The sequence below is a fragment of the Mesorhizobium sp. M0598 genome, from assembly GCF_040320865.1.
Classification (GTDB): domain Bacteria; phylum Pseudomonadota; class Alphaproteobacteria; order Rhizobiales; family Rhizobiaceae; genus Mesorhizobium.
The window spans coordinates 68913-95808 of sequence record NZ_JAMYQL010000024.1 but is presented as its reverse complement, the minus strand read 5'-3'; the positions used below and the strand labels follow the sequence as shown (position 1 = coordinate 95808).

The window sequence follows — 26896 nt, the reverse complement described above, 5'->3', positions numbered from 1 at the left end:
CACCACAAGCACATGAAGTCGACGAACATGCTGGAGCGGCTGAACCAGGAGATCAAGCGGCGCACCCTGGTCGTTCGCATCTTCCCCAACCCGCGGAGCTGTCTGCGGCTGGTTCGGGCATTGGCGGTGGAGATCCACGAGAACTGGCTCGAGGCGACCCGCTACCTCAACATGGATCATCTGCGCGAGCACAAGAAGGAGAGCCTGAGGGCCTTGGCCGCCTGAGCACCGTCATGTGTCCGCCGCTCCGCTAAACACGGGGGCTGCGCGGCGGACACGCCGACGTCACCGCAATGCCACGCCATTTTGCAGAACTTGACGCACACAACTCTCATTCGCTTCGCTTCCTACAGTCCGTGCTCGCTCATCGAGCAGCCGATTGATCGGACAGCAACATCGGCGCGCTTTACGCGTGCTCATGTCGCGTTCATGTCGCGTGGAGTTGCCGACAGTCGCAGGAAACCCTTGAAAATCAACGGTAACAGTTCGCAACACGGCGCGACATGAAATGCCGTAAGTCGCCAAGTTGGCGACACTGCAAGCCATTGATTTTATATGAAGAACTAGTGGTGCCCAGAGGCGGATTCGAACCACCGACACGCGGATTTTCAGTCCGCTGCTCTACCAACTGAGCTATCTGGGCCTGCTCCGGCGGGCGGCAATCTGCACACCGGGTTCATGAAAGCGCCGTCGGCACCCCTTGAAAGCGCGTGGGTTATAGCACGGGAATTCGGCCTGTCCAGCGCTTAGAGCATGATCCCGAAAAGTGGAATCCGGTTTTCGGAAAAGATCATGCTCAAACAAAAAGCATGATCCCGAAAAGTGGAATCCGGTTTTCGGAAAAGATCATGCTCAAACAAAACGCCGGAAGCTGTTCCGTCCGACAGTGCCCGGATGGAACAAGTTCTGGACATTGATTTCAGGCGGGAAACGACAGGCAGTCCGCAAGGCCGATCATCGGTCACGATCGCGGCTGCGAAACCGTCCCAAACCTGTGGAAAACCGCAGGTGGACGGCGCTATTTCTGGTCGTCGTTCTCGTCCTCGTCGTCGCGGCCCGGGATGACGTAGACCCCCTTCAGCCAGCGGTTGAGGTCGATGTCCTTGCAGCGCGTCGAGCAGAACGGGTAGGTTTCGCGCGCCGATGGCTTGCCGCATTCGGGGCAGGGCCGCTTGGGCCGCAGCGGCGTGACCTTGTCGTCCGGGCTCATATCCGCGCACCCGACAGCCAGTTGGCGTGCACCTTAAACCCTTCGCCGCTCAAAAGCGCTACCGTCTCGTAGAGTGGCAGGCCGACGACGTTGGTGTAGGAGCCGACAAGCTTGACGACGAAGGCGCCGGCAAGCCCCTGGACGCCATAGCCGCCGGCCTTGCCGCGCCATTCTCCGGATGCGATGTAGGCCTCGATCTCCTCGCGCGGCAGCCGCTTGAAACGCACCCTGGTCTCCACCAGCCGCAAGCGCTGCTTGCCGCCCGGCGTGATCAGGCAGATGCCGGAATAGACCCGGTGCGAACGGCCGGACAAAAGCCCGAGGCAGTTGGCGGCGTCGTCGAGCGTCTCGGCCTTGGGCAGGATGCGCCGCCCGACGGCAACCACCGTGTCGGCGGCCAGCACGAAGCTCGGCAGGTAGTCGGCTTCGGTCTTCAGCGAAGCCAGCGCCTTCTCGGCCTTTTGTGTTGCCAGGCGCTTGGCCAGCGAGCGCGGGTGCTCGGCGCGCAGCGGCGTCTCGTCGACATCGGCCGGCAGCACACGGTCCGGCTCGATGCCGGCCTGCTGCAGCAGCTCGATCCGGCGCGGCGAACCCGAGGCAAGCACGAGCTTCTGCAAAATGCCCATCGCGATCCCGGCCGGGTTCTTGAACTTACTTGAAGCGGTAGGTGATGCGGCCCTTGGTCAGGTCGTAGGGCGTCATCTCGACCAGGACCTTGTCGCCGGTCAAAACGCGGATGCGGTTCTTGCGCATGCGGCCGGCCGTATGGGCGATGATTTCATGTTCGTTTTCGAGCTTGACCCTGAACATCGCGTTGGGCAGCAGTTCCGTCACGACACCCGGAAACTCGAGGACTTCTTCCTTCGGCATTCGATACCTTTGCTTGGATGGGTACTTCCAGCGCCCCGGCCGGAAAGTTGCGCGGAACCTATATGATAAACGCCCGCTTGTGAACATGCTTAATCCGCGGCTTTTTCAGCCCCGTTGCCGAGAAAACGGCGGCCGATCCGCGCCTTCAGCCGCTCGCGCACGTCGCGGTAGGCGGCCATGATCTGCTCGCGTGTGCCGCTGACGCCGGTCGGGTCGGGCATCGGCCAATACTCGACCTCGACGGCCAGCGAGCGGGTGAGCTCGAGCGCGGTGTGGTGGGCTTCCGGCGCCAGCGTGACGATCAGGTCGAAATAGTCGTCCTCGAGGTCGTCCATCGTTCTCGGGTGCCGTTCGCCCAGCGACAGCCCTTCTTCGGCCAGCACGGCATCGACGAACGGATCGCGTTCGCCGCCGCGCACTCCCGCCGAGGCGACGAAGGTGGTGGGCGGAAGCACCTTGCGCGCCAGCAATTCGGCCATCGGCGAGCGCACGGCGTTCATGCCGCAGACAAACAGGATCGAGCGGGGCAGGATCGGGCGGGGCAGCGGGGCGGCCAGTTCAGCCTCGCCAGTGCAGCACGCAAACCAGCGTGAACAGCCGGCGCGCCGTGTCGAAGTCAATCTCGATCTTGCCGGCAAGCCGGTCCATCAGCGTCTGCGAGCCTTCATTGTGCAGGCCGCGCCGGCCCATGTCGATCGCCTCGATGTGGCTGGGTGTCGCGGTGCGGATGGCATCGTAATAGCTTTCGCAGATCATGTAGTAATCCTTGACGATGCGCCGAAGCGGCGTCAGCGACAGGATGTGGGTGACCACGGCTGCGCCGTCCTCGCGCGCCACCGCAAACACCAGCCGAGATTCGGCCAGCGACAGTTTCAGCCGGTACGGGCCGGCGCCGTCGTCATTGACCGGCTGGAAGCGGTTCTCCTCTATCAGGTCGAAGATCGCCACCGCCCGCTCATGCTCGACATCGGGCGTCGAGCGGCCGATCGTCTCGTCGAGCTCGACATCGATCAGCCTGGCGCGGGTTTGGTCGTAGTCGGACATTTCTACATGTTCAGCCGGATGGCGACGGAGCGCCCATGCGCATCGAGGCCTTCCGCCTTGGCGAGCGTGATCGCCGCCGGCGCCAGCGCCCGTAATTGCTCCGGCCCGAGCTTCAGGACCGAGGTGCGCTTGACGAAATCGAGCACCGAAAGCCCGGACGAAAAGCGCGCCGAGCGCGCCGTCGGCAGCACGTGGTTGGAGCCGGCGACATAGTCGCCGATGGCTTCCGGCGTATGACGGCCGAGAAACACCGCACCGGCATTGCGCATCCGCGCCAGGAAGGCCTCTGGGTCGTCGATGGCAAGCTCGACATGTTCGGCCGCGATGCGGTCGACCAGCGGCAGTGCTGCCTCGATCGTCGGCACCAGGACTATGGCGCCGAAATCGCGCCAGCTCGCCGCCGCCGTTTCTCCGCGCGGCAGGTTCTGCAACTGGCGTTCGACCGCCTGTTCGACTGCTGCGCCAAAGGCACGGTCGTCGGTGATCAGGATCGACTGCGCCGACACGTCGTGTTCGGCCTGGGCGAGCAGGTCGGCGGCGATCCAGTCCGGATCGTTGCTGCCGTCGGCGACAATCAGCACTTCCGACGGCCCGGCGATCATGTCGATGCCCACCGTGCCGAACACCTGGCGCTTGGCCGCCGCGACATAGGCATTGCCGGGGCCGACGATCTTGGCGACGGGCTTTATCGTTTCGGTACCATAAGCAAGGGCCGCGATCGCCTGGGCGCCACCAACGCGGTAGATTTCGGAGACACCGGCTAGGTCGGCTGCCACCAGCACCAGCGGCGGCACCTCGCCGCCGGAGGCCGGCACCACCATGGCGATGCGCTCGACGCCGGCGACCTTGGCCGGTACCGCGTTCATCAGCACCGAGCTCGGATAGCTCGCCGTGCCGCCCGGCACGTAGAGCCCGACGGCCTCGATTGCCGTCCAGCGCGAGCCGAGCTCGACGCCGGCGGCATCGGTGTAGCGGTCGTCCTGCGGCAGCTGCCGCTGGTGATGGGCGCGGATGCGCTCGCGCGCGAATTTCAGCGCCTCGACCGTCTGCGGATCGGCGGCCTCGTAAGCCTTGGCAATGTCGTCCCTGGAGACGGCGATGCCGAGCCTGGCCAGGTCACCGCCGCCGAATTTCTGCGTGTACCCGACCAGCGCCGCGTCGCCCTCGGCACGCACCTTGGCGATGATCTCGCGCACCACGGTGTCGACATCGGCCGAGACTTCCCGCTTGGTCAGCAGGAACGCGGCAAAGCGCTGCTCGAAATCGGCGTCGGACTGGCGAAGCGTGATGGCCATCGGCTCAAACCCTGTGGACCGGGCGCGACGTCGCTTCCCAGGCGCCGCCGACATCGGCAAGCCGTGCCTCGATGCATTCGACATCGAGCATGATCGCGCCGCCGCCCGAAAAGATCAGCTCGACGATGCCGGCCGGCTTGTCGAGCGCGAGAAAGCTGATCGCCAGCAGCGACAGCACCTCGTCCGGCTTGTCGCGGGCAATGCCGCTGGTCTTGGCGCCGAGCACCCGGTCGAAATGCAGCACGGCCTGTCGCCGCTCATTGTGCTGGCGCAAGAAGCCGGATTTCGCCTCCCAGACGAAGCGGTTCATAGTCAGCACGAAGCGCTTTACAGAAGGCAGGTATTCGAGATCGCTGACCTTCATGACGGCATCCTGGACATGCGCCGAGATGATGCTCAGATCCTGATCGTCGAGCGCGACAAGCTTGAGGCCATTCATGCGGAATTCGCACCTGCGAGTTGATTATTCGACCTTCTGTTAGGCGGTCTTTCCGGCTCGTGCAACCGCGCCGGAGGTCTTGGCCAGGCAATCGCTCCGGTCGGCGCCGCCCTTCATCCTCCTGCCGGGACCTTCTCCCGTATAGGGACGGGTGTAGGGGCTGGCCGCAACCTCGGCACCCTCTCCGCAACGCCGGAGATTGGCGAAATCCTTCGCGAGGCGGTCCTACTCCCCGACCCTATACGGCGAGAAGATGCCGGCAGGCAGGTGAGGGGCAGCGCCGACCTGAGCCTGCTATCGTTACCCCGAAATGCGCTCGATTTCCGCGCCGCAGCCAGACAGCTTTTCCTCCAGCCGCTCGAAGCCGCGGTCGAGATGGTAGACGCGGTTGACCGTGGTTTCGCCTTCGGCAGCAAGGCCGGCAATAACCAGCGACACCGAGGCCCGAAGATCGGTCGCCATGACCGGCGCGCCCTTCAGCTTCGCTACGCCGTCGACGATCGCCGTCTGGCCGGACAGCGTGATGTGGGCGCCTAGCCGGGCGAGTTCCTGGACGTGCATGAAGCGGTTTTCGAAGATCGTCTCGGTGATGCGCGACTTGCCCTTGGCCATCGTCATCAGGCCCATGAACTGCGCCTGCAGATCGGTCGGGAAAGCCGGGAAGGGCGCCGTCGTCACGTCGACCGGCGAAATGCCGGCGCCGTTGCGCCTGACGCGGATGCCGGAATTAGTCTGCGTGATCTCGGCGCCGGTCTGCGAAATGATGTCGAGCGCCGTCTGCAACAGGTCGGGCCGGGCGCCTTCCAGCACGACGTCGCCGCCGGTCATCGCCACCGCCATCGCATAGGTGCCGGTCTCGATGCGGTCGGGGATCACCCTGACGCGGGCGCCCGACAGCGCCTCGACGCCGTCGATGGTGATGGTCGCCGTGCCGGCGCCCGAGATCTTCGCGCCCATGGCGTTGAGGCATTCGGCGAGGTTGACGATCTCCGGCTCGCGCGCGGCGTTTTCGAGCACCGTCTCGCCCTTGGCCAGCGAGGCCGCCATCATCAGCACATGGGTGGCGCCGACCGAGACTTTCGGGAACACATAACGGTTGCCGACAAGCCGGCCGTTCCTGGTCTTGGCGATGACGTAGCCGGTGTCGACGTCGATATCGGCGCCCAGCGCCTGCAGGCCTTCGAGGAAGAGGTCAACCGGCCGTGTGCCGATGGCGCAGCCGCCGGGCAGCGACACCTTGGCCTCGCCCATGCGGGCCAGCAGCGGGCCGATCACCCAGAACGAGGCCCGCATCTTCGACACCAGCTCGTAAGGCGCCGTCGTGTCGACGATGTTGCGGGCGGAGAAAGTGATGGTGCGCGAATAGCCTTCCTGCTGCTTTTCGCGGCGGCCATTGACCGAATAGTCGACGCCGTGATTGCCGAGGATGCGGATCAGCTGCTCGACATCGGCCAGATGCGGCACGTTTTCCAGCGTCAGCGTGTCATCGGTCAAAAGTGCGGCGATCATCAGCGGCAGCGCAGCGTTTTTCGCGCCCGAGATCGGAATGCTTCCGGCAAGCTTGTTGCCGCCGACAATTCTGATGCGATCCATGAAGAGCGTCCCCTCGGCGCCACGGCCGGTTTAAATCGGTTGAGTCTGTTGCGGCCATCTAGACCATTGGCCGGCTTGGTTCAAGAAACAGGCTACTCCCCACTTTGGCCCACGCCGACTTGGCCAAAGTACCGGCGCCCAACATAGCCGATTCGCGTTAATCTTTTTTCATCGCCGCCTGCAGCCCCTCCGGCCGCTCGTCGGCGTCGCCGGCGCGCCGCTTGTCGGCGTCGCCGGTCCTTCGTGAGCGCGATTGCGCCTTGCGCTTCTGCAGGTTGGCGCGCAACTGCTCGGCCAGCCGGTCCTGGCGGCCCGTTCCGGCCTTTTTCGCTGAACCATCCTTCTTCGGTGATCCATCCTTGTTCGGAGAAACTGTCTTGCCGTTCATCGTTCTGTCCCCGGCCGGCGACCCGCCGGTGCGTATCAAGGGATAGCCAACATTGTGGCACGGCCATGTCCGCAACGATCGCCCGGTGCGGCCTTTCAACCCGTCTTTGTCTTGGCCTTGCGCTTGCCGGTTCGATATGGCAGAAGCCCCGCCATCGGCGGCTGCGGTAGCTCAGTGGTAGAGCACTCCCTTGGTAAGGGAGAGGTCGAGAGTTCAATCCTCTCTCGCAGCACCATCGAATTCAGCATGCACCTGTTAGCGTCAACTGGTCGCCGACTGTCTGCAACAGGTGGAGAGCGGAAGTACCATCCCGGGAAATGTCGCCTCAATCGAGGCTGGCCGGCGACGAGAACGGCTGATTGGCGTCGACCACGAAGATGGCCAGCTCATCGAGATCGGTTGTGCCGGCGCTGAACACCTCCATCGGCGTGTTGGCCCCGTGTCCGATCATTGCCGTGCCAGCTTCAGCATAGGTCACTCCGTGGGGCGTTCTCTGGCCGAGCTTGCCGGCCAGCACATAGAAGGCCTCCGGTCCCGGATGCGTATGGATCTTCGTCTTGACGCCGGGCGCTCCACCGGCGCGGTTGACACGCAGCAAATACTCGCTTGCGCTGATCGGAGGGATCGGTCCGATCTCGACGACCTTGGTTCCGCCGGTCGTAGAGCCATCCTTCGGTCCAAGCGTGAACAGCCAGACCTTGCCTGCGACCTCGGCCGAAAGGGAGGTCGGGCCCGCAACGCTTTGGGCTTGCGCCAGCGTTGGCAGATTATCCAGCCGCCAGTACAACGGTCCGGAGGGCAGTTCCTTCACCTTTCTCTCAACCACCGGCTCGACGGCGAATTTGCTGTCTGCGGGCATTGAGGCTGACGTCATCAGCCCGAAGGCACACACCGAGAATATAAGCAGGCCAATACGGGCGCGGAGGGAATGCGGCTTCATGGTTGGTCCTCCCTTTCATGGTCGTCCCCTCGACCCAATATTAGCTATAGCATATGTACCGCCTTACGGCACGGACCAAGTTTCGGGCGAGCTAAAGCGCCTGCCGCCAAAGAAGACTGTTCATGATGCCAAACCCTCTAGGGAGAGTTTTCAAGCGTTGGAACTAGGTGTCGCGGTGGCATTGGCTGCGATGACGAGTGCCAGCAGCGCAAGGCGTCGCTCCTCCGCGTCGTCAAATGGGTAGCCGACGGCCCCCGTTTAGAGTTCGAAGCAGTCTTGCCCCCAGGCTACTGTGTCTGACGTGAGTCCAACGGTCCAGCCGTCCAAAATCGGCCCGCGCATGGCGGCCAGCCCCGTTCGGGCGGGCGCCCGAAAATGCCTGAGGTGCCAAGCATCTCGCGATGCTAGGAAAATGCCAAAGTCGAGGCACAGCTCCGGTCGCATGCGCCATGATGCGCGCGGGGAAGGCGTTCCAGTCTGCCCCGCTGCAGGCGGCTTAACAAAGCTTGCAGCCGGGAACAATCACTCAACGACTCGCGTTTCTTGCCAAGGCCCGCTTCTTTTGCACGGGCGGCGGGCGTCGAAGGCTCGCAAATGTCGCGCCGGCGTTTCAATCGCACTCGCCTCAGCCCTCACGATTTGGCTATTTGTGAACGCGTGTTTGATCAGGTTTGCGCAGATGAGCACATTGACCCTCTAAGCCTGGCTGCCGAAGCCTTGGCGGTGATGATTGTCGCAATCTTCCGAAACGTGACTACCAATGAGCGCGAACTGCTGGAGGAAGTTAGGTCTCTTCGTCGCTCAAAAGGCGCAGAGAAGGCGCACTAGCTAGGCGGCGTTCCGAGGCGAATTGTTCTAGTCCCGCATTGGCACAATCGGATTGGCATCTGAATTGCCCATTGATGATCGCCAGAGTGTAGCCACCGAGCTTGCGAAGGGGATGGAAATGGGTTTGGCCGAAGACTTATCTGATGTCGCGCTCACATTCGAATGTCCGGATTGCTCACACCCGGCGGTAAGAAAGGGCTCCGCACTAAGAACAATCGCGCACTTCAGATGCGACGGGTGCAACGCCAAGGTGCGGATGACCTATCCGCAGAAGCTCGCGATCTTCGAAAAGCACAAGCTATTGGCCGCAAGCAGCCGGCAAAGCCGCGGGAAGCGATTGTACGCCCCCTACCGGGGCTGATTGCCGCCGACAACACGACACAGAAGGAAAATGCCCAAGGTCAGGGGCACAGATGCGGCCGAAGTGGCTTCGCGACCCCTGCCGCGTGCAGCGACGCCTGCTAAGCCTTCCTCATCCGCGCGGCCTTCGCCCCTTTTCATGCATGTTGACCATGACAATGCGCCCAATCGGAATAATTCGGGCGAACGGCTCGCTAGTTCGTTAGACGGTGCTAAAATACGGCAAAGTGTCCGAATGTCATTTCATGAAGCCCGCCAGACAGGCTGCGGCTCGCTCTGGCCTAACCGCGAAGGGAACCAGGAATGAAAACGGCTGTTTCGACCTCTTTGACAAGACGAAGTGTTGTCGCCGCGCTGGCGCTGACCGCGGCATCGACGGCGGTATTGCCTGCCGACAACGCGCTCGCCCAGGCCAAGAAAACCACAGCTGAGAAAAGTCTGTATGAGCGGCTGGGCGGCGTGTTTGCCATCGCAGCGGTGATCGGTCACTTCAGCGTCGCCGTCGTGAAGAACCCGATCGTCGGCAAGAAATCTAAGAATCCGCAGCTGCGCAAATGGCACACCAAGAACCTGGAAAGGTTGCCCGGCCTCAAGTTCATGCGCACGCTGTGGGTCTGCGACGTTTCTGGCGGTCCCTTCAAGTTCGTCGCCACCAAGCCCGGCACGACGCCGCTCGGCCTCGAGGAGGCGCATCGCGACCTGCGGATTTCCCCCGCGGAATTCGATGAGGTCGCAGCCGAACTCGGGCGGACCTTGGATCATTTCAAAATTCCGAAGCCTGAGAAAACCGAAGTCCTGGAAGCTTTCGCCGCCCACAAAGACGAGGTCACCGCCGGCTACGTCAAGCGGGGCTGAAGCGCCTATATCGCGCGGGCATTCGTTCTGAGCATGGCGCGCATCGCCGTGACTATGCGGCGCGGCCGTAGCTCAGCGCGCGCAGTCTTCCGATGGATACTACTCGGAACCTGCGCGAACTGTTTCCGCGCTGAGCGACCCTTCCGGCAGTGGCAGCATGAGTTCAGCCTCGGACTTCGTCAGATGGATCCATGCCGCCCAGTCCGATGGCCGCAGCACAACCACTTGCCGATTGTGATATGGCGCGACATCCGGCCCCGGATCGGTCGTCAGCATCGTGAACGTCGGCGGCTTGTTGCCGACACCCTCGCGCCACAGCCCGGCAATCGCCATGAACGAATGGCCATTCAGTGTGAACCTGTGCTTGGTTTTTGGATATTTCGTTCCCGTGAATTCGAAGAATGCCGACGCCGGAACGAGACAGCGCTTGCTATTGCTGAACTGCCGGCCCTCCGAGCGAAAGTTGAATACAGGTCCGCCTTTTGGCCCGGCCGGGGGAAAGCCGAATGTCATCGACGCCAGTTCGATTGCGTCGCCGGCGGCGCGCATTACAGGTGCGGGGTCGTTGATGTGGATGTCATCCGCCTGCGGCAGATCCAGTTCGGTTTGATGGCTGGGGATTTTGAGCGCCAGCGATTCCATCATCCGGCAGTATTCGGCCCAGGCGATGTGCTGCTCGTAGTCATTGCACATGGAAAGGCTCCGTACGCTCGACCGAGATCAGTTCAACATAGCGTTTATCGGTTGGCGCCGATTGCTGGCGGATTTGATATAAGCCTATTTGGGCCGGCGTGCGGCAGCGATGGCCTGCAACAGATTGATGCTGTTCACGTCGGGTTCGCTGGATGCGGCAACGGCAAGTGCGGCGGCTTCGGCTATTTTTGCGACGTCGTCGCTGCTGATCGTTCCACGCTTTTCCAGCAGATTTACGAGTTCGACAACGAGAAGAAAGGCGTTCACGCCATATCGTTCGGCTTTGAGCTCGAACTCGCCTCGAGCCAATCTCTCCGCGTTTCCTTCAGCCCGTTTGTCCACGTGATCGCCCTCTACTTTTGCCGATAACCTATTAACGCTTAGCACGAATGGTTTAATCCTTCGAACTGGCCACAACCTTCGCCAATTGCCGGGCATAGTGTCGCCGGTGGCAAGGGCATGGGTTCAGCCAAGGATGAGACCAACCAACAGAACGGTAAGAATAAAGGACAACACGACGGCAAGTAGCCCGCATGCTTCCAAAGTGTTGGTTTGCCAAGCTTTCGTCGGGCGCCTCCGGTTTGAATTCCCGTTTCGCGAAACAAACTTCATCGGGCACCAGATCGGACGCGGAGCCGGCTTGAATTTGGCAAAGCGCTCCTCTTCATCGGCCCGGAAGGCATCTCCGCGAAACTCCGGAGCACCGTATGCGCGGCGCCGGCCTGCCTTTCATCGACGCGAGCAATCACCAATACGACACCCTCAGCGATCTTCGGCTTGCGCGGCTTCTGGGCAAAATTGGCAAAAGTTCCGAGAAGCACGCCGGCAAAGCCGCCCCAAGCCGCACCGACCAGGGCCATGCCGGTCATCCCCGCAGGATCAACGTCTTGAGCTCCAAAAGCGCTGAAGCCGGCCAACAGACCAGCCGTCGCGCCAAGTGCGGCACCAGCGACGGCACCTCGCCAGAGAGCGCTCATCTCATCTTCGTAATATCCAGCAACGCTGATCGGTTCATCATTGTCATTGTAAGATCCGACGACGCTGATCTGGCGGCGGCGAATCCCGGCAGCCTGAAGCCTGGCAACGGCACGTGCTGCCTGGGCATGGGAATTGAACAGCCTGCTGATCGTTTGCATTTACGCCCAGGCCCGCCGCCCGTTCGGAGCGTCGGGGCCTCTCCTCCCTGGCTTGAACTCTTCCGCCCGGACGCATCTTCGTCGCGCCAAAGCTCACCACAACGTGAGCCAGCCGGCTACGTTCCTCAGCCGGGGCTTCGGTCCAATCCTGGAGTATTTTGCTTGGGACCTAAGTCTGACCTGCTTGAGTGCAACGGGCAGTGAGCCACGCCGAGAGGGAGCCGTTGCCGAATGGAAGAGGTCGAGGAGAGGGCTAAGGCGCTATCGCAGACCCAAAAAGCTCAAAATGGCGATTACGATCACGATGGCGCCGACCAGCCAGATAATATTGTTCATGATTACGCTCCTTCGCCTACGGGCTGGGCACGCCGAGGCGAAGCCCGCCACGCAAGTAGAACATCAGATATGGCTAAAGGTTCCTCGCGGGCCTCGCTGTCGAAAGAGCCCACCGCACCAGTCGGCACGGCGGGCGACGCAGAGTTTCACCCCGGTGGTGGGCAGCAAACGGCATTGCATCCAAAGGCTCAGCTGATGCTTCTGGACCAGTCATCTACCTGGCGCTCCGCCTCTTCCTTGGCGATGCCATATCGCTCCTGGATGCGTCCCAAGAGCTGGTCCCTATTGCCCTCGATACGATCAAGATCGTCGTCGGTGAGGTCACCCCACTGCTCCTTCGCCTTGCCTTTGAACTGCGTCCATTTTCCCTTGATTTGATCCCAGTTCATGTGTTCCTCCTTTGCCCTCCGCGCGCTTTGCCGAGCATGCAACAACAAAATAAACGTTGTCGGGACTCTAAAGGTCCCTCGCACCTAGCCTTGGAACTTGTTCGGAAACTGTTTGGCGATGCCTTCCGTCAGCATGTCAGCGAATTTCAGCATGTGAACGTGCCCTTCGTCATAGGACTTGATATCCTCTGACCAATTCTTTTTCAGCCGGCCAACCACTTCGCCGGTTGTCAGCTCCAGATGCTTGTGAAGCATTTCTTCCAGGTCTTTTTCGGACCAGTTCGGGTTGGCCTTACTAAGAAACATGGCAATATCGTCAGCGTTGCCAGTCCATTTCTTCTGGGCGGCCGCAAGCTTGGCTTTGTTGCCAGATTTGGCCGCTTTGACCACTTCCGTCGCAATCTTGATGTGATCTTTCAGGAGCGACGAGAGTTTTTGACCGGCTGCATCGCCATAATATGGTTTTACCGCATCCCCGATGTCATCCTGGTTCTTGAGAAGTCTCTTGGCAACGTCGTCGGCATCTGGAAGTTCAGCAAGCGCACTGATGATGTAATTCCGCGTGTAAGTGATATGGTCTTCCCAAAGCTTCCGCATTGCCGCTCGAACGTCTGCCGCGGAAGGCGCCTCGGCAGCGCGGGCAGATGTGAAGGGCGATAGTCCAGCGGCCGCAAGGGACGCGGTGGTGAGTGCTGAAAAGAGCATTAGTCGCCTGTTCATGGCTCGATCTCCGAATGTGCGACAGCAAATGAACGCGGTCCGCGCCACAAACGGCAAGGCGGCGCGCCGATCGGGCGCATCCATCCGATCTTCAACAGGCACCGAGGGGCGATGTTTGTTGCTCGGGAATAAAGATTAGCGCGCGCTAAAGGTTCCGTTGCTGGTGCAAAAAAGCGCGACGGAGTAAGCCCGGAATCGAAAGCCGCCCAATCCTCCCTCGCAGCGCCATCCTATCCCGTTGAAGTCGCCGAGCTTCTCGCTGGTTGGCTTTGGCTGGCAAGCCTCGAAAGGCTACCCGGCAGCATTGTTCTGTCCTTGCCGATCATGAGCACGCCGCTGTCGGGCGCCAACAGTGCCGAGAACGGCAGCATCGCCGCGCCGATCGGCGAGGCCTCGGGGCCGAATTGTCCCGAGACGATTTCCGGCGCCACGATGCCGATGGCGCTGATCCTGTTGAACTGGGTCTGCACCTTTGCCAGCAGCTCGAGATGGATCGGCCGCGGCAGGATGCTGTCGAGAACGATCGCCTCGATGTCGATGACGGAGGTGATGGCGATGATCGCCTCGACCAGCGCATTGGCGCAATCGTCGATCCATTCGGACAGCGGTTCGCGCGCCCCTGGCGGCAAGGGGTCGAGTTCGCGCACGCGGTTGATCTCGATGCCGCGCGATTTGAGATGATTGACCAGCACATAGATCGAAGCGCGATGCAGCAGGCTCTGGTAGCGCGCCGGCTTGGCCGCCACCGAATCGAGGCTTGAAGGCGAGACCGGCAAAGGACCGAGCGCGGCGCTGTTGCCGTGCGGCCCGGTATGGACCTTGCCGCTTTGCACCAGTCCACCGCCGACAAAGGTGTCGATCGAGATATGCATGAAGTCGCGGAACCGCGCGCCGGTCCCCTGGATGAGTTCGGCGAGTGCGGCCGATGATGCGTCGTTTTCCACGAAGACCGGGGTCTTCGGCTTTGTGGCGAAGAACGTCGTCAGATCGATTGCTTCCCAGCGGCTGCCGAGATCGTCGGGAAAGCCGAGCTCTTCGCTCCAGCCGCCGAGGAAATATGGCGAGGCGATGCCGACGCCGACGATGCTGGCATCGCCAAGCCCCTCGACCAGCTTGTCGAAATTGGCCAGCGACATGTTGCCGGCCTTGAGCACCATGTCGGGATCCGGAAAGCGATATTCGTGCGACTCGCGCGAGCGGACCTCGCCGGCAAAGTCGACGAGCACGGCTTCCAGCGCGCGCCGGCCGATCTTGATGCCGACGCTGTAGATACGCTCAGGTGCAAGTCGGTAGAGAGTGGATGGCGATCCGCGTTGCCCGAACCTTTTCCCCACTTGCTTTACGAATCCGGACGATTCCAGCCCGTCGACAATGGTGGCGACCGCGGCTGGCGTCAGATTTGCGGCGCGCGCCAGATCGGACTTGGATGCCTCCTTCAGGCGGCGAATGGCATCAAGCACGAAGCGCTCGTTATAATGCCGAACCTTGACCGAATTGCTGCCTTTTCCGGACAAAACCGGCGCCTCCCCATTCATTCCCGCAGAGCCACTCCAGCCGCTTGCAGCTTTGCGGCTGCCGCGGGGTCGAGCACTCCAATCGCACCCGTGCGCGACGCGACAGTGCCCTTCGCGGCCATGGAAGTCAATTTTCCAGTTGCGGCATTCGGCCATTTAATATAGCAAATTGAAAAAAAAGGACCAGGGAGGAAAGGTGCTGCACTTGGGCGCATTAGGCGAAGCCGACGCCATGGTGAAGAGCGACGCGGCTGTCCCCGTTGCCTTGGTTCAGGCGACAAAAGCCTTCGGCGGCACGATTGCCCTCAAGGACGCGTCCTTCGAATTGCGCTCAGGCGAGGTGCTGGCTCTGCTTGGCGAAAACGGCGCCGGCAAGAGCACCTGCGTGAAGCTGCTGGCCGGCGTGTATCTTCCGACCGGCGGCCACGTCGAAATCGATGGCAAGCCTGTGGTCTTCCATTCGCCGCACGACGCCCAGGCTGCCGGCATCTCGGTCATGCACCAGCACCCCGGTCTTTTCCCGGATCTTTCGGTGGCGGAAAACATCTATCTCGGCCATATGCCGCGCGACCGCTTCGGCGGCATCGACAACGCCGCCATGCTTGCCGGCGCGAGCAGGGTGCTGGCGACAGTCGGCCTCGACGTGCCGGCCGAAACCCGGCTCGGAACGTTGCGCACCTCCGAACAGCAACTGGTCGAGATCGCCCGCGCCCTGTCGCTCGACGCGCGGGTGCTGATCATGGACGAGCCGACGGCCGCCCTGTCACAGCGCGAGGTCGAGCGCCTGTTCACTGTCGTCGCCGACCTGCGGCTGCACGGCGTGGCGATGATGTTCGTCGGCCACCGCATGGACGAGATCTTCCGCATCGCCGACCGCATCGCGGTGCTGCGCGACGGGCGCCTCATTGGCGTCAAGCCGAAGGCCGAGCTTGGCCGCGCCGCTGCCATCGGCATGATGGTCGGCCGTGAGGTCACCGACCTCTATCCGCAACGAAGCCACGCCACCGGCGCACTGGTGCTGGAGGCGAGGGGGCTTTCGCACGCCGGCGGCTTTTCCAATATCGACCTCAAGCTCCATGCCGGCGAGGTGCTCGGGCTCGGCGGCCTGGTCGGCAGCGGGCGGACCGAGATCGCGCGCGTGCTGTTCGGAATCGACCAGCCCGATGCCGGCGAAATCCTGATCGACGGCGAAGCAGTGCGCTTCGCGTCGGCACGCGACGCCATGGATGCGCGTATCGCCTATGTCTCTGAAGACCGCATGGGCCAGAGCCTGGTGATGGATTTTTCCATCCTCGACAACGCGGTGCTGCCAGTCCTCGACAAGGCAGCCCGCTCCGGCTTCTACCGCACGAACCGCGCGATCAATCTGGTTTCGGACTGGCTGAAGCGCATGAAGCTTCGCTTTTCCGGCTACGCGCAGCCGGTAAAGGAACTGTCCGGCGGCAACCAGCAGAAGGTGGTGTTGGCCAAATGGCTGCGCACCGAACCGCGCGTCCTCATCCTCGACGAGCCGACGCAAGGCATCGACGTCGGCACCAAGGCGGAAGTGCATGCGATGATCGCCGACCTTGCCGCCCAGGGCATGGCAATCATCCTGATTTCCTCCGAAATGCCCGAGCTCATCGGCATGTGCGACCACATCATCGTCCTGCGCGAAGGCCATCAGACGGCCGAATTTGCCAGGGGCGAAGCCACTCAGGAAAAGGTGCTGGAAGCAGCGACCAAGGCCGGCGAAAGCGCCGATGCGGCGGCACAGGCCGCCGGCGAGGAGAAGAGAAAAGGACCGCTCGACATACTGAAGCGGCGGGAGTTCGGTCTGCTCGCCGCGATGCTGGCGGTCGCCATCCCGGTCACCATCATCAACCCGCGCATGGTGAGCGCTGCAAACCTGACCGCCGTGTCGATGGATGCCGCCCTGCTCGTTGTTGCAGCACTCGCGCAGATGCTGGTGCTGATCACCCGCAACATCGACCTTTCGATCGCTGCGGTGATCGGCCTGTCGGCTTACATGGCGGCCAGCATGGTCCAGGCCTATCCAGGGCTCGACATCGGCATTGGCCTGATAACCGCATGCGCCGTCGGTGGCGTCGCCGGCCTGATCAACGGCCTCGTCGTCACCAGGGGAAAGATCCCGGCGATCGTCGTCACGCTGGCCTCGATGTCGATCTTCCGCGGCTTCAACTCGATCTGGGCAGCCGGTGACCAGATCAGCGCCGACGAAGTCACGCAAGCCTGGCTCGACATGACCGGCCTGAAGATCGCCGGCGTGCCGCTGATCGTCGTCATCGCGATCGTCATCCTGTGCCTGGGTTATGTGCTGCTCTATCGCACGGCCATCGGGCGCGAACTGTTCGCCGCCGGCTCCAATCCCGACGGCGCGCGTCTGATCGGCATCCCCGTCGACCGGCGCATCCTGCTGGCCTTTGGCATGGCCGGTCTGCTCGGCGGCCTGTGCGGTGCGCTGTGGGCATCCCGCTATGCGACCATCGATGCCCGCGTCGCGCTCGGCTTCGAACTCACCGTGATCGCGTCGGCGGTGGTCGGCGGCGTCGCCATCCGCGGTGGTTCCGGCACGCTGCTCGGTATCATCCTCGGCGCGCTCACGCTGCTCGTCATCAAGAACGGGCTGACGCTGGTGCGCGTCGACCCGCTGTGGCTGCAGGGTGTCTACGGCCTCGTGATCCTGGTCGCCATCGGCATCGACACCTTCATCGTGCGGCGGGCCGAGCAGGCAAGACAGGCGAGGGCGCGGTGAAAGAGTTCCTCCGTTCGATCGACTTCTGGGATCTGCTGCTGGCGACCTCTTGCGTGGCCATCTTCCTCTATGCCGCGATCTTCGTGCCGAATTTCGTTTCCGGCTTCAATCTCTCGCAACTTGCCGCCAGCGCCTCGGAAAAGGCATTGCTGATCCTGCCGATGACGCTGCTCATCATCACCCGCGAGATCGACCTGTCGATCGCCTCGGTGCTGGCGCTGACGTCCGTCGTCTTTGGCTTGCTGGTCCAGGCCGGTGTGCCGACACTTGCCGCAATCCCGCTGACGCTCGTCATCGGCGGCCTGCTCGGCGCCTTCAACGGCTATCTGGTCTCGGGCCTTGGACTGCAGTCGTTGGTTGTGACGCTCGGCACCATGGCGCTCTATCGAGGCATTGGCTACATCCTGCTCGGCACCGGCTCGGTCAACATCCTGCCGCCCGCGGTCGTCGATTTCGGCATCAACAACCTGCCTGGCACCGAGATACCGTGGACCATCGTGCCCTTCCTGTTGCTGGCGCCGGTGTTTGCGGTCGTGCTGCAGAAGACGCCGACCGGCAAGCGCATCTACGCGCTCGGCGGCAGCCCCGAAGTGGCGCGCTATTCCGGCATAAACACGCGCCGGATGGTGCTGAACCTGTTCGTCGTCTCGGGCGTCGTCGCGGCGATAGCCGGCATCGTCTATACCGCGCGCCTTTCCAACGCCCGCGCCAACAATGCGCTCGGCATGGAGCTCGACGTCATCACCATCGTGCTGCTCGGCGGCGTCAGCGTCTTTGGAGGCAAGGGCCGCCTGACCGGCGTCATGCTGGCACTGGTCCTGATCGCCATCATCCGCAACGTGCTGGCGCTGAACCAGATCGGTGGCGACGCGCAGGGCATGATCATCGGCCTGCTTCTGATCGGCTCGCTGCTGGTCGGCAATTACTGGCGCTCCACACAGGAGATGCTCAGCAGATCCCGCGCAATGCGCGAGAAAAAGGGGTGATCTCGGGCCCCTTCCTTCAAGCCCGAATTTTGACGGAGGAGTCACAATGAAAGCGTTTAGATTAGCCCTGCTCGCATCCGCGGTTCTGCTTGCGCCAAGCTCGCTGGCCTTCAGCCAGGAGTGCGCCAAGGAACCCGTAACGGTCGGTTTCCTGCCCAAGCTCGACACGGATCCCTACTTCAAAGTGGCCTTTGGAGGCGCACAAGAGGCAGCCAAGGAAATTGGCGGCACCGCTACCCAGGTCGCCCCATCACAGGCGACCGCCGAGGCGCAGATCGAATTCATTAACAGCCTCGTGTCGCAGAAGGTCGGAGTCATCGCAATTGCCGGCAACGACGCCAATGCCGTCGCGCCTGCGCTGAAGCGCGCCGTTCAGCAGGGCGTCAGGGTGATTTCGTATGACTCCGATGTGGCCGCCGATGCGCGTGCGGTGTTCGTCAATCAGGTGAAGGGCGACAGCCTCGCCGAGATGATGCTCGAAAGTGCATTCGCCCTCAGCGGCGGTGAAGGCGAATTCGCGATCCTGTCGTCGACGCCGACGGCGACCAACCAGAATGCCTGGATCGACTTCATGAAGGCGAAGATGGCGGCCGAGCCGAAGTTCTCCAAAATGAAGCTGGTGCAGGTGGCCTATGGCGAAGAAAGCGAACAGATCAACCAGCAGCAGGCATTGGCGCTGGTCCAGGCGTTTCCCCATCTCAAGGTGATCATCGTCCCGGCAGGCATCGGCCTTCCGGCGGCCGCGCGTGCACTCGAGGAAGCGGGCATGATCGGCAAGGTCAAGCTGACCGGCCTCGCGCCGGCCACTCTGATCTCGAAATACATCAAGGACGAAGCGGCTCAGGATATCTGGTGGAACGTCACCGATCTTGGCTATCTTACTTATCAGACGGCCCAGGCGTTTGCGCAATGCAAGATCACCGGCAAGAAGGGTGAGAAGTTCACGGCAGGCAGGCTCGGCGAATACACGATTGGCGCCGGCGGCGAACTGATCCTTGGTCCGGCCAAGATCGTGACTCCCGAAAATCTGGCCGAGTTCAAATTCTGATCCTACAGAGCTTGAGTTCTAGGGGGCGCCGGTCCATCCGGCGCCCTTCCTAAAAACCTCTCGAATGAAAACAGTGCGGGGCGGCAATGAAGATATTGCTTGCAGGCGAAACCTTTGCAGCGACGACCTCGGTTGCCATCGGCAGCGACGTGCTTACAAGTGCGGCCTCGACAAATGGTGCGACGGCCTTCAATGCCGCGCTGGCCACCGAAGGCATCGCGGTCACGCAGATCGGCGGCGAGCGTTGCAGCGCGGAGCTTCCCTATGACCTCGATGGGCTCGCCCAATATCAGGCGGTGGTGATCTCCGACGTCGGCGCCCTGACATTGCTGGTGACGCCGGATGCCCGCGCCGGGCGTGTCGGCGTCAACCGCCTCGATGTGCTCAAGGCCTATGTCGAAGGTGGCGGCGGGCTGATGCTGGCCGGCGGTTACATGGGCTTTCAGGGCATGTTCGGGACGGCGCGTTTCCACGACACCCCGGTCGAGGACGTTCTACCGGTCCGTTGCCTACCCTACTGCGACGGCATGGAGGTGCCGCAAGGCCTGCAGGCCTCCATCCTGCAGTCGTCACATCCGATTTTTTCCGGGGTGGAGGGGCCTTTGCCGCCGATTCTCGGCATGAACAAGCTGGAATTCAGGCGCGACGGTTCGTCCCGGCTTCTGGCGACCTGCCACCATCGCGGCACCGACTGGCCGCTCCTTGCCGTCGGTAGCCATGGCCGCGGCCGCACACTGTCCGACTTGATGCCATTTCTGAAGCTCGGGTGGCACCTCGAAAAACGTACCTGAAAATAGCCGCTCCTCAGCATGATAATGCACAGCGGCAAGCCAAAGGAAAACAAAGTGGTCCTCCCGAAGACGTACGGACTCGTCGGGATCGCGAAACCGAAGCTTCGCGGAACAGAAGGCATTTGCATTTCCCTCGATATGTTCGACAAATGTCGGCACACTCGCAAGCGCGCGATCGTAAGCTGCTAGGAAGGCGGGGTCTGTCTGCGAGATAGCCGTGAAGAGTGGCTCATTCCGCGGTTCGTCGAATTCACCGTTCGATTGAGATTTTTCGCTCATAAAAGACCTCTTGGACTAACCTTGCGAAGTCCGCGCGCTTCTTCCTGGTGTGGGAGACGGCGCTCGCGAAGCGGTATCGCACTACCAGCCAAAGAGCCTATCACGCTACCGACCAACCGCCATCCACCTATATATTCGCGCCAGTGATCAGTGACGCCGCCAACACCACGGTGCCCGCGACGTCGATCGGGTCGCCGATGCGGCCGAGCGGAATGTGGCCAGCACATGCAGGCGAGTGCGCAGGCGCGGCCGATGCCGCGCGAGGCCCCGGTGACCAGCACCACCTTGCCGGCGAGGTCGAATTTCGGCGTGAACTCATTTGTCATGCGATTCCACCTTGTTCTTCAAATCGGACCGGCTGCCGTGTCGAACCGAAAAGGCTCGCGTGAATTCGGCGCCCAGCAGAAATATCTCGGCCGAATAATAGACCCATAACAGCACGACGAGCAGGGCGCCGGCCGCGCCGTATGACGATGAGATGGCGCTGGTTCCGATATACCAGCCAATCAGCGACTTGCCGATGGTGAACAGAAAGCCGGTGACCACGGCGCCGATGCCGACATCGCGCCATTGCAGGCTGCGGTCCGGCAGCACCTTGTAGATTGCGGCAAACAGCAGCGTGATCAGTGCAAACGAGACGATCCCGTTGATGGCGCTCAGGATGATGGTGCCGAACGGCAGGTAGGCGTTGATGACGTCTCCGAGCGCCGAAATTGCAGCGCTTACGACCAGCGACACCAGGAGCAGAAAGCCGAGCGCGGCGACCAGGCCCAGGCTTGCAATGCGTGCCCGAACCATTCGTGAAATCGTTGCCCCGCTCGGTTTGACTTTCCAGATTTCGTTCAACCCCAGCTGCATCTCGCCGAACACGCCGGATGCGGCGACGAACAGCGTGACCAGCCCCAGAATGCTGGCGAGGGTTCCGGCTTCCTTCTGCGAGGCGTTTTCGATCGTAGCTCGCAGCAGCTCGGCACTTTGCGGCCCCATCAGGCCAGCAATCTGTGCCGAAAGGGCGAGTTGCGCCGCCTCGTGCCCGAAGGCCATGCCGGCGATAGCGACGACGATGAGCAGGATCGGCGCAAGCGAGGTCGTGGCATAAAACGCTATCGCCGCCCCATGGCTCAGCGCATTGTCGTCGATGAAGCCGATGACGCTCTGCTTGAGGAGCCTCCAGCCCTCTGCTGCCAAATTCCACATATCCGCCTCGCATGCCTGTCAGCAAACAAGTAGCGGCGCCGCGGCGCTGGGCGAGGGGTGGGGGCTCGGCCGGAACAAAGCCGGCAACGGCACGCTGTACAAGGCGATCGCCTATAAAGGCGGCGTGCAGCGAACATCCTGCGAAAGGTGCCGCTCGACTGGCCGGGGACGTGCTCACGATGCAATCAGGGGAACTGTGACAGTTGTCTGATAATGTATCGGATATCGGTTGAAATACGGGAACTCGATCACGAACGCATATTGGGCGGTCAGATGTGCCATGCGAAAGCCGCCGCTGGCGACGTCGATTGCTATTGTTACGTCGACGTCTTTCAATCCCAAATCCAGTAATTTTTCCGTGGCAATGGCTTGGATCTGGGCCTGAGTCAGCGAGTTCTTCATTTGCAGCGCACGTGACGACGTTTCCAGCGTGTACCGAACACTCGACATAGCATTCAGAGCCCAGCCGAATGCAAAGATGCCGATCAAAAGCATTATCAGAAAAGGCGCGATCAACGCGAACTCTAATGCAGCTCCGCCTGATGCATCCCCCGTGAAAGCTCTCGACTTAGCGGACACGAATCACCTGTTGATGACTGAGTTCGCGCGAGAGGGAAAACGCGCCAAAACTGAAGGGCGGTGACCAGGTGGCTGTCGCCTGTATTACGAGGAAGACCGAGGGGGCTTTCAAAGCGTCGCACAGGACCGATGGATCGGCCACGATGTTCCCGCACATGTATTTCCGGCTCACTGCCACCTGCGCGCCATCAGGATGGTTTTCCCAGCTCGAAAGAGCGACAGCTTGGATGGTCGTATCCTCGACTGCTCCTTGCATCACGAGGTTCGCCGCGGTTTTGACGCCTGCACGCATCGACAATGCGCTCGAGACAAAAGACCAGCCGTCGATGATGCCAAGAAGTACCAGGCAAAGGGCGGGCAGAACCAGCGCAAACTCTACCGCGGCAACACCCGAATCACTCCGGAACATCCGGACTTGTAGCCGATCCACGAAAACTACTCGACAAGCTGAACGGTTTGCGTGGCCGGAATGTCTCGCATTCCAAGGCTCGTGCAATCCTGAATGATGTTTGCGTTGCCGGACCATTGCACGGTACTTGCGACGACCTGCGTGCAACCACCTTTGCCCGAGAAATTGCCGAGATAATTGACGCCCTGTGTTGGAAAATACAGAGCGCCGGTCAATAGCGAATCCGCCGTGCCATTAAACGTGTTGGATCCCGCCAGGTTGGCTCTGTCGCCATAGAACAGCACACCTGAATAGGTGCCCGACGTCGGTGCGCTGAGCTTGACGGTCGCCGTGCCGTTCATGCTAACGCCGGAGGTACCGGCCAGATAAATGACGACACCCTCGCCGGAAATATTTGCATTCGAGCTCGCTTTGAAATCGCCTCCCTCAATGACGTATATCCCGGGCGAGAGGCTTACATTGCCGCTCAAGCTGAGCCCCTTGCAGTATGTTCCAGGTTGCAAGGTTGACTGATTGCCGTTTTGACAAGGGTTCGTGGCCGGCGGCACCGGCAGGTCGGCAAAAGGATCAGCAGCGGGCAGCGCCTGAGTTATCAGGCTGGCGCAAACGGTCTTCACGACGTTGCTCAACGAAACACCGCCTGCCGATATCAGGCAATCGACATCAAGGCTTGCCGATCCCTGAAGTTTGATGGCGTCCGGAGCTATCGAATTCGACATGACGGAGCAGCCTGTCAGTTTTGTGGTCGAACTGCCGGAAAAGAGCGCCGCTTTCGAAGCGGAAGGATCGACCGTCAAAATGCAGGCTTTTGAAGCATCCGTAATAAGAGCCACCGCCCTTGCTTGTGCGCCAACTGCGTTTTGCGTGAATATCGACGTAAAGAACCGATCGAGGTTCTGATGAACGACTACCTCAACCGCCTTTTTTCCGACATTTGGACCGGCTGACGGAGGCGAGAAGACCTCTATTGTACCTGCTGACGGTCCCCAGCCGTTCGTGGTCGCTGACGCTGTCGCTGCGGAGACAATCTTTGGCGTGTCGGATCCCGAAACCTTTTCCAAAGCGCCAGCATAGGCCGCCGCATCCGCCACCGCTTGTAGCTTCAGGCTGCTGTAATACCAATAGGAAGTCTCGATACCGAGGCCCGCACCGCCGACGACAATCGGCAAAGACAGAGCAAAAATAGTAGCAACGTTGCCGCTCTCGCCGATGGGTCGCATAGCGCGGAAAAAACACCTAAAAATGCGGGCACGCCAGTCCATTTCCCTATTAAAGCAGGATTGCATAAAAGAATGACTAAGAATTTCCGTACATTTCTTGGCTGCGATCCATCCGGGCTTAACGGCCCGTTCCGCCGCTTCAACGCGGGCCTTTGGCGCCACAGGACCCTCGTTAGTCCTTCGGCCGGGTGCATGTCTTCATAGGAACAATTCTGGTTTCCGGGGTCATGCGCAAGAAAAGACCGCCGCGGCCGGTTTCGATTGGCAATGGGTTGCCGTTCCCTGCTATTCCCGCTTCATTATGCATGTCGCCCAAAAGTGTGCCGCGGTTTTGGGACAACGACATGCATAAAAACAAAGACTTAAAGCAGTGGACGTTTCCAGTATGACCAATGTCGCCTTGACCGGGCTTGCCCGCGATCTTGCCAAGCGTGCCGCGGAAGGCCGCCCGGTGCGCATCGGCGTCATTGGTTCTGGCGAGATGGGCACCGACCTGGTGACGCAAGGCATGCTGATGCCGGGCATTTCGGTTTGCGCGATCTCGACGCGCCGCCCGCATACGGCGCGTGAGGCCATCCGCATTGCTTATGGCGACCAGGCGATGGCAGCCGAAGCGGACAGCGCTTCGAAGGTCAGCCAGGCGATCGAAAGCGGCAAGATCGCCGTCACCTCGAACGAAATGCTAGTCACCAATCCGCTTATCGATGTCGTCATCGATGCCACCGGCAAGCCCGGGGTCGCCGCCGATTTCGACCTGATGGCGATGCAGCACGGCAAGCACCTGGTGATGATGAATGTCGAGGCCGACGTTACCATCGGCTGCTATCTAAAGCAGCAGGCCGACCGGCTCGGCGTCGTCTATTCGGTCGGCGCCGGCGACGAGCCGTCGAGCTGCATGGAGCTGATCGAGTTCGCCTCGGCGCTCGGCTACACCATCGTCTCCGCCGGCAAGGGCAAGAACAACCCTCTCAACCACGACGCCGTTCCCGACGACTACCGCGAGGAGGCGCTGCGCCGCAACATGAATCCGCGCATGCTGGTCGAGTTCGTCGACGGCTCGAAAACCATGGTCGAGATGTGCGCCATTGCCAACGCCACCGGGCTGGTGCCCGACGTTCCCGGCATGCACGGCCCCAAGGCCGATCGCGACGAGCTGGTCAAGGTGCTGATCCCGCGCGAGCAGGGCGGCATTCTGTCGAAGAAGGGCGTCGTCGACTACACCGTCGGCAAGGGCGTGGCGCCCGGTGTCTTCGTCATCGTCGAGGCGACGCATCCGCGCATCATCGAGCGCATGGACGATCTGCATATCGGCCACGGTCCCTATTACAGCTTCTTCAGGCCCTACCATCTGACCTCGCTGGAAGTGCCGCTGACGGCCGCTCGCATCGCGCTTTACGGCAAGCCCGACATGGTGCCGCTGCCGCGGCCGGTGGCCGAGGTCTGCGCCGTGGCCAAGCGCGATCTGGCGGCAGGCGAGGTTTTCGATGCGATCGGCGAGACCTGCTACCGCTCCTGGACCATGACCGTCGAACAGGCCCGCGCCCATCGCGCCGTGCCGGTCGGTCTGCTCGAAGGCGGCAAGGTGCTGAAACCGGTGAGGAAAGGCGAATTGCTCACCGCCGACAATGCCGCGCCCGACCCTACGACCGGGCTGTTCGCCTTGCGCCGGCTGCAGGACGAGATGCTGTATGGGAATCTTGGTGATGGCTGAGGTCCGTGAATCCGAGTTGAAGCGGGAAAATGGACGCCCTTCTCTGGCAGAGCGGCTCGCGGCCATTGCCGATGATCTCAAAGCCAAAGCCGGCAAAGACGGGCGGCCCGTGAACAAGGACGAGATCGACGACTTGTGGGGACATCGCTGATATCTGTCGACATTCTAGGCTATCGCGATTTTGATGTCGGCAGGACAGTGGAGGGCGCGAAGGAACGCCGCGTAACGGCTTTTCTACCGGTTGCTATTGCCGAAAGGAACGGTCGGCCATCACCGCCGACCGGCTCCCCCAGAAGCCCTACTTCCCCAGCTCGATAGACCGCAGCCGCGCCGCTTCCACCGCCTCGGTGAGCAGGCGCGTCAGCCGGTTCTCGCTCATCAGCACCGCAAGGGCCGCAGCCGTGGTGCCGTTGGGGCTGGTCACCTGCTGCCTGAGCACGCCCGGCTCCTCGCCGCTTTCGGCGGCCAGCGATGCGGCGCCGTAGACCGTCTGCATGGCCAAGAGCTTGGCAGTCCCGGTCGGCAGGCCGGCTTTCTCGGCGGCCACGGTCAGCGCTTCGATGAAATGGAAGATATAGGCCGGCCCCGACCCGGAGACTGCCGTCACCGCATCCATCAGGGCCTCGTCGTCGATATCGGCCACTTGCCCGCTTGCCGAAAGCAGGTCGGCGACGAAGCGTTTGGTGTCGTCGGAAACCAGCCTGTTGGAAAACACCACCATCATGCCCTTGCCGATCGCCGCCGGCGTGTTGGGCATGCAGCGCACGATCGGCGCGCGATCGCCGAGAATGCCTTCGAACGTAGCGACCGGCGTCCCGGCGGCGATGCTGAGAAAAGTGGTTCGGCCATCGTTGAAGCGGATGTAGCCGGTCGTCACGTCGCGGATCACCTGCGGCTTGACCGCTATGACGACGAGGGCCGGCACGGCGTCCGCCGGGATGGCGCCGGCGTCCGCGGCAGCAGAGCAGCCCAGTGCTTCGGCACGCTTGCGCAACTCGGCATGGGGCTCGACCACGAATACCGCAGCCGGAGCGAGCTTGCCGGCTTTCAGCCAGCCCGAGAGCATGGCGTAGCCCATATTGCCGCAACCGGCGAGAACAAGCCTGATCGTCATCGAAAGCCTCCCATAGAGATGGCTTCCCCATAGACGTTCGCGGCAGGGCGGGGAAGCCCTGTTGGGACCGTGATCAGGCGGAACCCCGACCTTGCGGTTGGGATGCGCATGTAGTCGCGCAGCCGCGCGGCGACCAAATTAACCTTTTATTTCCTACGCCTGTTTAGCATCGCTTAACCAGTGTCGGTCGCTACGTC

Annotated in this window: 29 protein-coding genes, 2 tRNA genes and 1 pseudogene; 10 read left to right on the top strand and 22 right to left on the bottom strand. The window is 61.8% G+C overall.

The annotated features are described in order from the left end of the window. Positions 1–225, top strand: a 225-nt coding sequence (locus NKI59_RS24940) for a transposase (RefSeq protein WP_352619469.1), incomplete at its 5' end; no start/stop codon positions are given. A gap of 342 nt (positions 226–567) precedes the next feature. Here the strand turns inward: NKI59_RS24940 and NKI59_RS24935 are convergent. The 10 genes from NKI59_RS24935 to NKI59_RS24890 all read right to left on the bottom strand — a co-directional run bounded on the left by NKI59_RS24935 (position 568) and on the right by NKI59_RS24890 (position 6839). Then, positions 568–643, bottom strand: a tRNA-Phe gene (locus NKI59_RS24935). A 375-nt stretch (positions 644–1018) separates the two neighbouring features. Then, positions 1019–1210: a DNA gyrase inhibitor YacG gene (yacG, locus tag NKI59_RS24930; protein WP_023677402.1), complete on the bottom strand. Its 192-nt coding sequence runs from the start codon at positions 1208–1210 to the stop codon at positions 1019–1021. After that, positions 1207–1836, bottom strand: coding sequence for a Maf-like protein (locus tag NKI59_RS24925; RefSeq protein WP_352457706.1), 630 nt, complete (start codon positions 1834–1836; stop codon positions 1207–1209). The genes yacG and NKI59_RS24925 overlap by 4 nt, the downstream gene beginning before the upstream one ends. A 25-nt stretch (positions 1837–1861) precedes the next feature. Next, positions 1862–2080: a translation initiation factor IF-1 gene (infA, locus tag NKI59_RS24920; protein ID WP_006200926.1), complete on the bottom strand. Its 219-nt coding sequence runs from the start codon at positions 2078–2080 to the stop codon at positions 1862–1864. A gap of 89 nt (positions 2081–2169) precedes the next feature. Then, a complete protein-coding gene (locus NKI59_RS24915; RefSeq protein ID WP_352707561.1) occupies positions 2170–2637 on the bottom strand; it encodes an arsenate-mycothiol transferase ArsC in 468 nt (155 codons plus the stop codon). A 1-nt stretch (position 2638) separates the two neighbouring features. After that, a complete protein-coding gene (locus tag NKI59_RS24910) occupies positions 2639–3124 on the bottom strand; it encodes a UPF0262 family protein (RefSeq protein WP_292663977.1) in 486 nt (161 codons plus the stop codon). 2 nt (positions 3125–3126) lie between these two features. Next, positions 3127–4419 carry a histidinol dehydrogenase gene (hisD, locus tag NKI59_RS24905; protein ID WP_352707557.1) on the bottom strand — a complete coding sequence of 431 codons (1293 nt, stop codon included), beginning with the start codon at positions 4417–4419 and terminating at the stop codon, positions 3127–3129. Between the two features lie 4 nt (positions 4420–4423). Beyond that, on the bottom strand, positions 4424–4858 hold the full coding sequence (locus NKI59_RS24900; RefSeq protein ID WP_352457708.1) for a DUF2948 family protein: 435 nt from the start codon (positions 4856–4858) through the stop codon (positions 4424–4426). A 300-nt stretch (positions 4859–5158) separates the two neighbouring features. Further along, complete coding sequence (murA, locus tag NKI59_RS24895) at positions 5159–6451, bottom strand: UDP-N-acetylglucosamine 1-carboxyvinyltransferase (RefSeq protein WP_023677408.1); 1293 nt, start codon at positions 6449–6451, stop codon at positions 5159–5161. Positions 6452–6608: 157 nt separating this feature from the next. Continuing rightward, entirely contained in the window at positions 6609–6839 is a 231-nt protein-coding gene (locus tag NKI59_RS24890) for a hypothetical protein (protein WP_352707554.1), read from the bottom strand. A 160-nt stretch (positions 6840–6999) separates the two neighbouring features. Here NKI59_RS24890 and NKI59_RS24885 point away from each other — a divergent pair. Beyond that, positions 7000–7074: transfer RNA gene (locus tag NKI59_RS24885), tRNA-Thr, on the top strand. A gap of 90 nt (positions 7075–7164) precedes the next feature. On the opposite strand, the gene NKI59_RS24880 is transcribed toward NKI59_RS24885, so the two are convergent. Then, entirely contained in the window at positions 7165–7779 is a 615-nt protein-coding gene (locus NKI59_RS24880; RefSeq protein ID WP_352707552.1) for a cupin domain-containing protein, read from the bottom strand. Between the two features lie 1491 nt (positions 7780–9270). Between NKI59_RS24880 and NKI59_RS24875 the strand changes: the two genes are divergently transcribed. Further along, positions 9271–9822, top strand: coding sequence for a globin domain-containing protein (locus NKI59_RS24875; protein ID WP_352707550.1), 552 nt, complete (start codon positions 9271–9273; stop codon positions 9820–9822). A 99-nt stretch (positions 9823–9921) separates the two neighbouring features. On the opposite strand, the gene NKI59_RS24870 is transcribed toward NKI59_RS24875, so the two are convergent. Beyond that, complete coding sequence (locus NKI59_RS24870; RefSeq protein ID WP_352707548.1) at positions 9922–10515, bottom strand: SOS response-associated peptidase; 594 nt, start codon at positions 10513–10515, stop codon at positions 9922–9924. Positions 10516–10599: 84 nt separating this feature from the next. Next, a complete protein-coding gene (locus NKI59_RS24865) occupies positions 10600–10902 on the bottom strand; it encodes a hypothetical protein (RefSeq protein WP_352707545.1) in 303 nt (100 codons plus the stop codon). A gap of 320 nt (positions 10903–11222) precedes the next feature. Between NKI59_RS24865 and NKI59_RS24860 the strand changes: the two genes are divergently transcribed. After that, positions 11223–11855: a hypothetical protein gene (locus tag NKI59_RS24860; protein WP_352707543.1), complete on the top strand. Its 633-nt coding sequence runs from the start codon at positions 11223–11225 to the stop codon at positions 11853–11855. Positions 11856–12175: 320 nt separating this feature from the next. Here NKI59_RS24860 and NKI59_RS24855 read toward each other — a convergent pair whose 3' ends face one another. From NKI59_RS24855 to NKI59_RS24845, 3 genes are all read right to left on the bottom strand, one after another. Further along, positions 12176–12376, bottom strand: a complete 201-nt coding sequence (locus NKI59_RS24855; protein WP_023677416.1) for a CsbD family protein — start codon at positions 12374–12376, stop codon at positions 12176–12178. Between the two features lie 84 nt (positions 12377–12460). Further along, positions 12461–13096 carry an acetylglutamate kinase gene (locus NKI59_RS24850; RefSeq protein ID WP_352707541.1) on the bottom strand — a complete coding sequence of 212 codons (636 nt, stop codon included), beginning with the start codon at positions 13094–13096 and terminating at the stop codon, positions 12461–12463. A gap of 230 nt (positions 13097–13326) precedes the next feature. Next, the gene (locus NKI59_RS24845; RefSeq protein ID WP_352707539.1) at positions 13327–14610 is read right to left on the bottom strand and encodes an ROK family transcriptional regulator; all 1284 of its coding nucleotides are present in this window, start codon (positions 14608–14610) and stop codon (positions 13327–13329) included. Between the two features lie 196 nt (positions 14611–14806). Here NKI59_RS24845 and NKI59_RS24840 point away from each other — a divergent pair, with 196 nt between their 5' ends. The 4 genes from NKI59_RS24840 (at position 14807) to NKI59_RS24825 (ending at position 20190) form a co-directional block, all read left to right on the top strand. Further along, the gene (locus NKI59_RS24840) at positions 14807–17365 is read left to right on the top strand and encodes an ATP-binding cassette domain-containing protein (protein WP_352707536.1); all 2559 of its coding nucleotides are present in this window, start codon (positions 14807–14809) and stop codon (positions 17363–17365) included. Continuing rightward, the gene (locus NKI59_RS24835) at positions 17362–18351 is read left to right on the top strand and encodes an ABC transporter permease (protein WP_352707534.1); all 990 of its coding nucleotides are present in this window, start codon (positions 17362–17364) and stop codon (positions 18349–18351) included. Before NKI59_RS24840 ends, NKI59_RS24835 begins: the two co-directional genes overlap by 4 nt. Positions 18352–18397: 46 nt before the next feature. Next, the gene (locus tag NKI59_RS24830) at positions 18398–19399 is read left to right on the top strand and encodes a rhamnose ABC transporter substrate-binding protein (RefSeq protein WP_352707532.1); all 1002 of its coding nucleotides are present in this window, start codon (positions 18398–18400) and stop codon (positions 19397–19399) included. Between the two features lie 86 nt (positions 19400–19485). Then, positions 19486–20190, top strand: coding sequence for a glutamine amidotransferase (locus NKI59_RS24825; RefSeq protein WP_352707530.1), 705 nt, complete (start codon positions 19486–19488; stop codon positions 20188–20190). Between the two features lie 506 nt (positions 20191–20696). Here NKI59_RS24825 and NKI59_RS35170 read toward each other — a convergent pair. The 5 genes and pseudogenes from NKI59_RS35170 to NKI59_RS24800 all read right to left on the bottom strand — a co-directional run. Next, positions 20697–20795, bottom strand: a pseudogene (locus NKI59_RS35170) (3-oxoacyl-ACP reductase); the annotation flags it as partial. After that, entirely contained in the window at positions 20785–21666 is an 882-nt protein-coding gene (locus NKI59_RS24815; protein ID WP_352707528.1) for a YihY/virulence factor BrkB family protein, read from the bottom strand. The gene NKI59_RS24815 and the pseudogene NKI59_RS35170, both read right to left, overlap by 11 nt. A gap of 174 nt (positions 21667–21840) precedes the next feature. Next, positions 21841–22245 (bottom strand): TadE/TadG family type IV pilus assembly protein, encoded by a 405-nt coding sequence (locus NKI59_RS24810; protein ID WP_352571643.1) that lies wholly within the window; start codon positions 22243–22245, stop codon positions 21841–21843. Then, a complete protein-coding gene (locus tag NKI59_RS24805; protein WP_352707525.1) occupies positions 22235–22654 on the bottom strand; it encodes a TadE/TadG family type IV pilus assembly protein in 420 nt (139 codons plus the stop codon). The genes NKI59_RS24810 and NKI59_RS24805 overlap by 11 nt, the downstream gene beginning before the upstream one ends. A gap of 26 nt (positions 22655–22680) precedes the next feature. Beyond that, entirely contained in the window at positions 22681–24036 is a 1356-nt protein-coding gene (locus tag NKI59_RS24800; protein ID WP_352707523.1) for a pilus assembly protein TadG-related protein, read from the bottom strand. Between the two features lie 223 nt (positions 24037–24259). Between NKI59_RS24800 and NKI59_RS24795 the strand changes: the two genes are divergently transcribed. Both NKI59_RS24795 and NKI59_RS24790 read left to right on the top strand, forming a co-directional pair. Further along, entirely contained in the window at positions 24260–25585 is a 1326-nt protein-coding gene (locus NKI59_RS24795) for an NAD(P)H-dependent oxidoreductase (RefSeq protein WP_352707521.1), read from the top strand. Then, positions 25578–25736, top strand: coding sequence for a hypothetical protein (locus tag NKI59_RS24790; protein WP_352589246.1), 159 nt, complete (start codon positions 25578–25580; stop codon positions 25734–25736). Before NKI59_RS24795 ends, NKI59_RS24790 begins: the two co-directional genes overlap by 8 nt. Positions 25737–25883: 147 nt before the next feature. Here NKI59_RS24790 and proC read toward each other — a convergent pair whose 3' ends face one another. Next, entirely contained in the window at positions 25884–26699 is an 816-nt protein-coding gene (gene proC / locus NKI59_RS24785) for a pyrroline-5-carboxylate reductase (protein ID WP_352707519.1), read from the bottom strand. Positions 26700–26896: the final 197 nt, after the last annotated feature.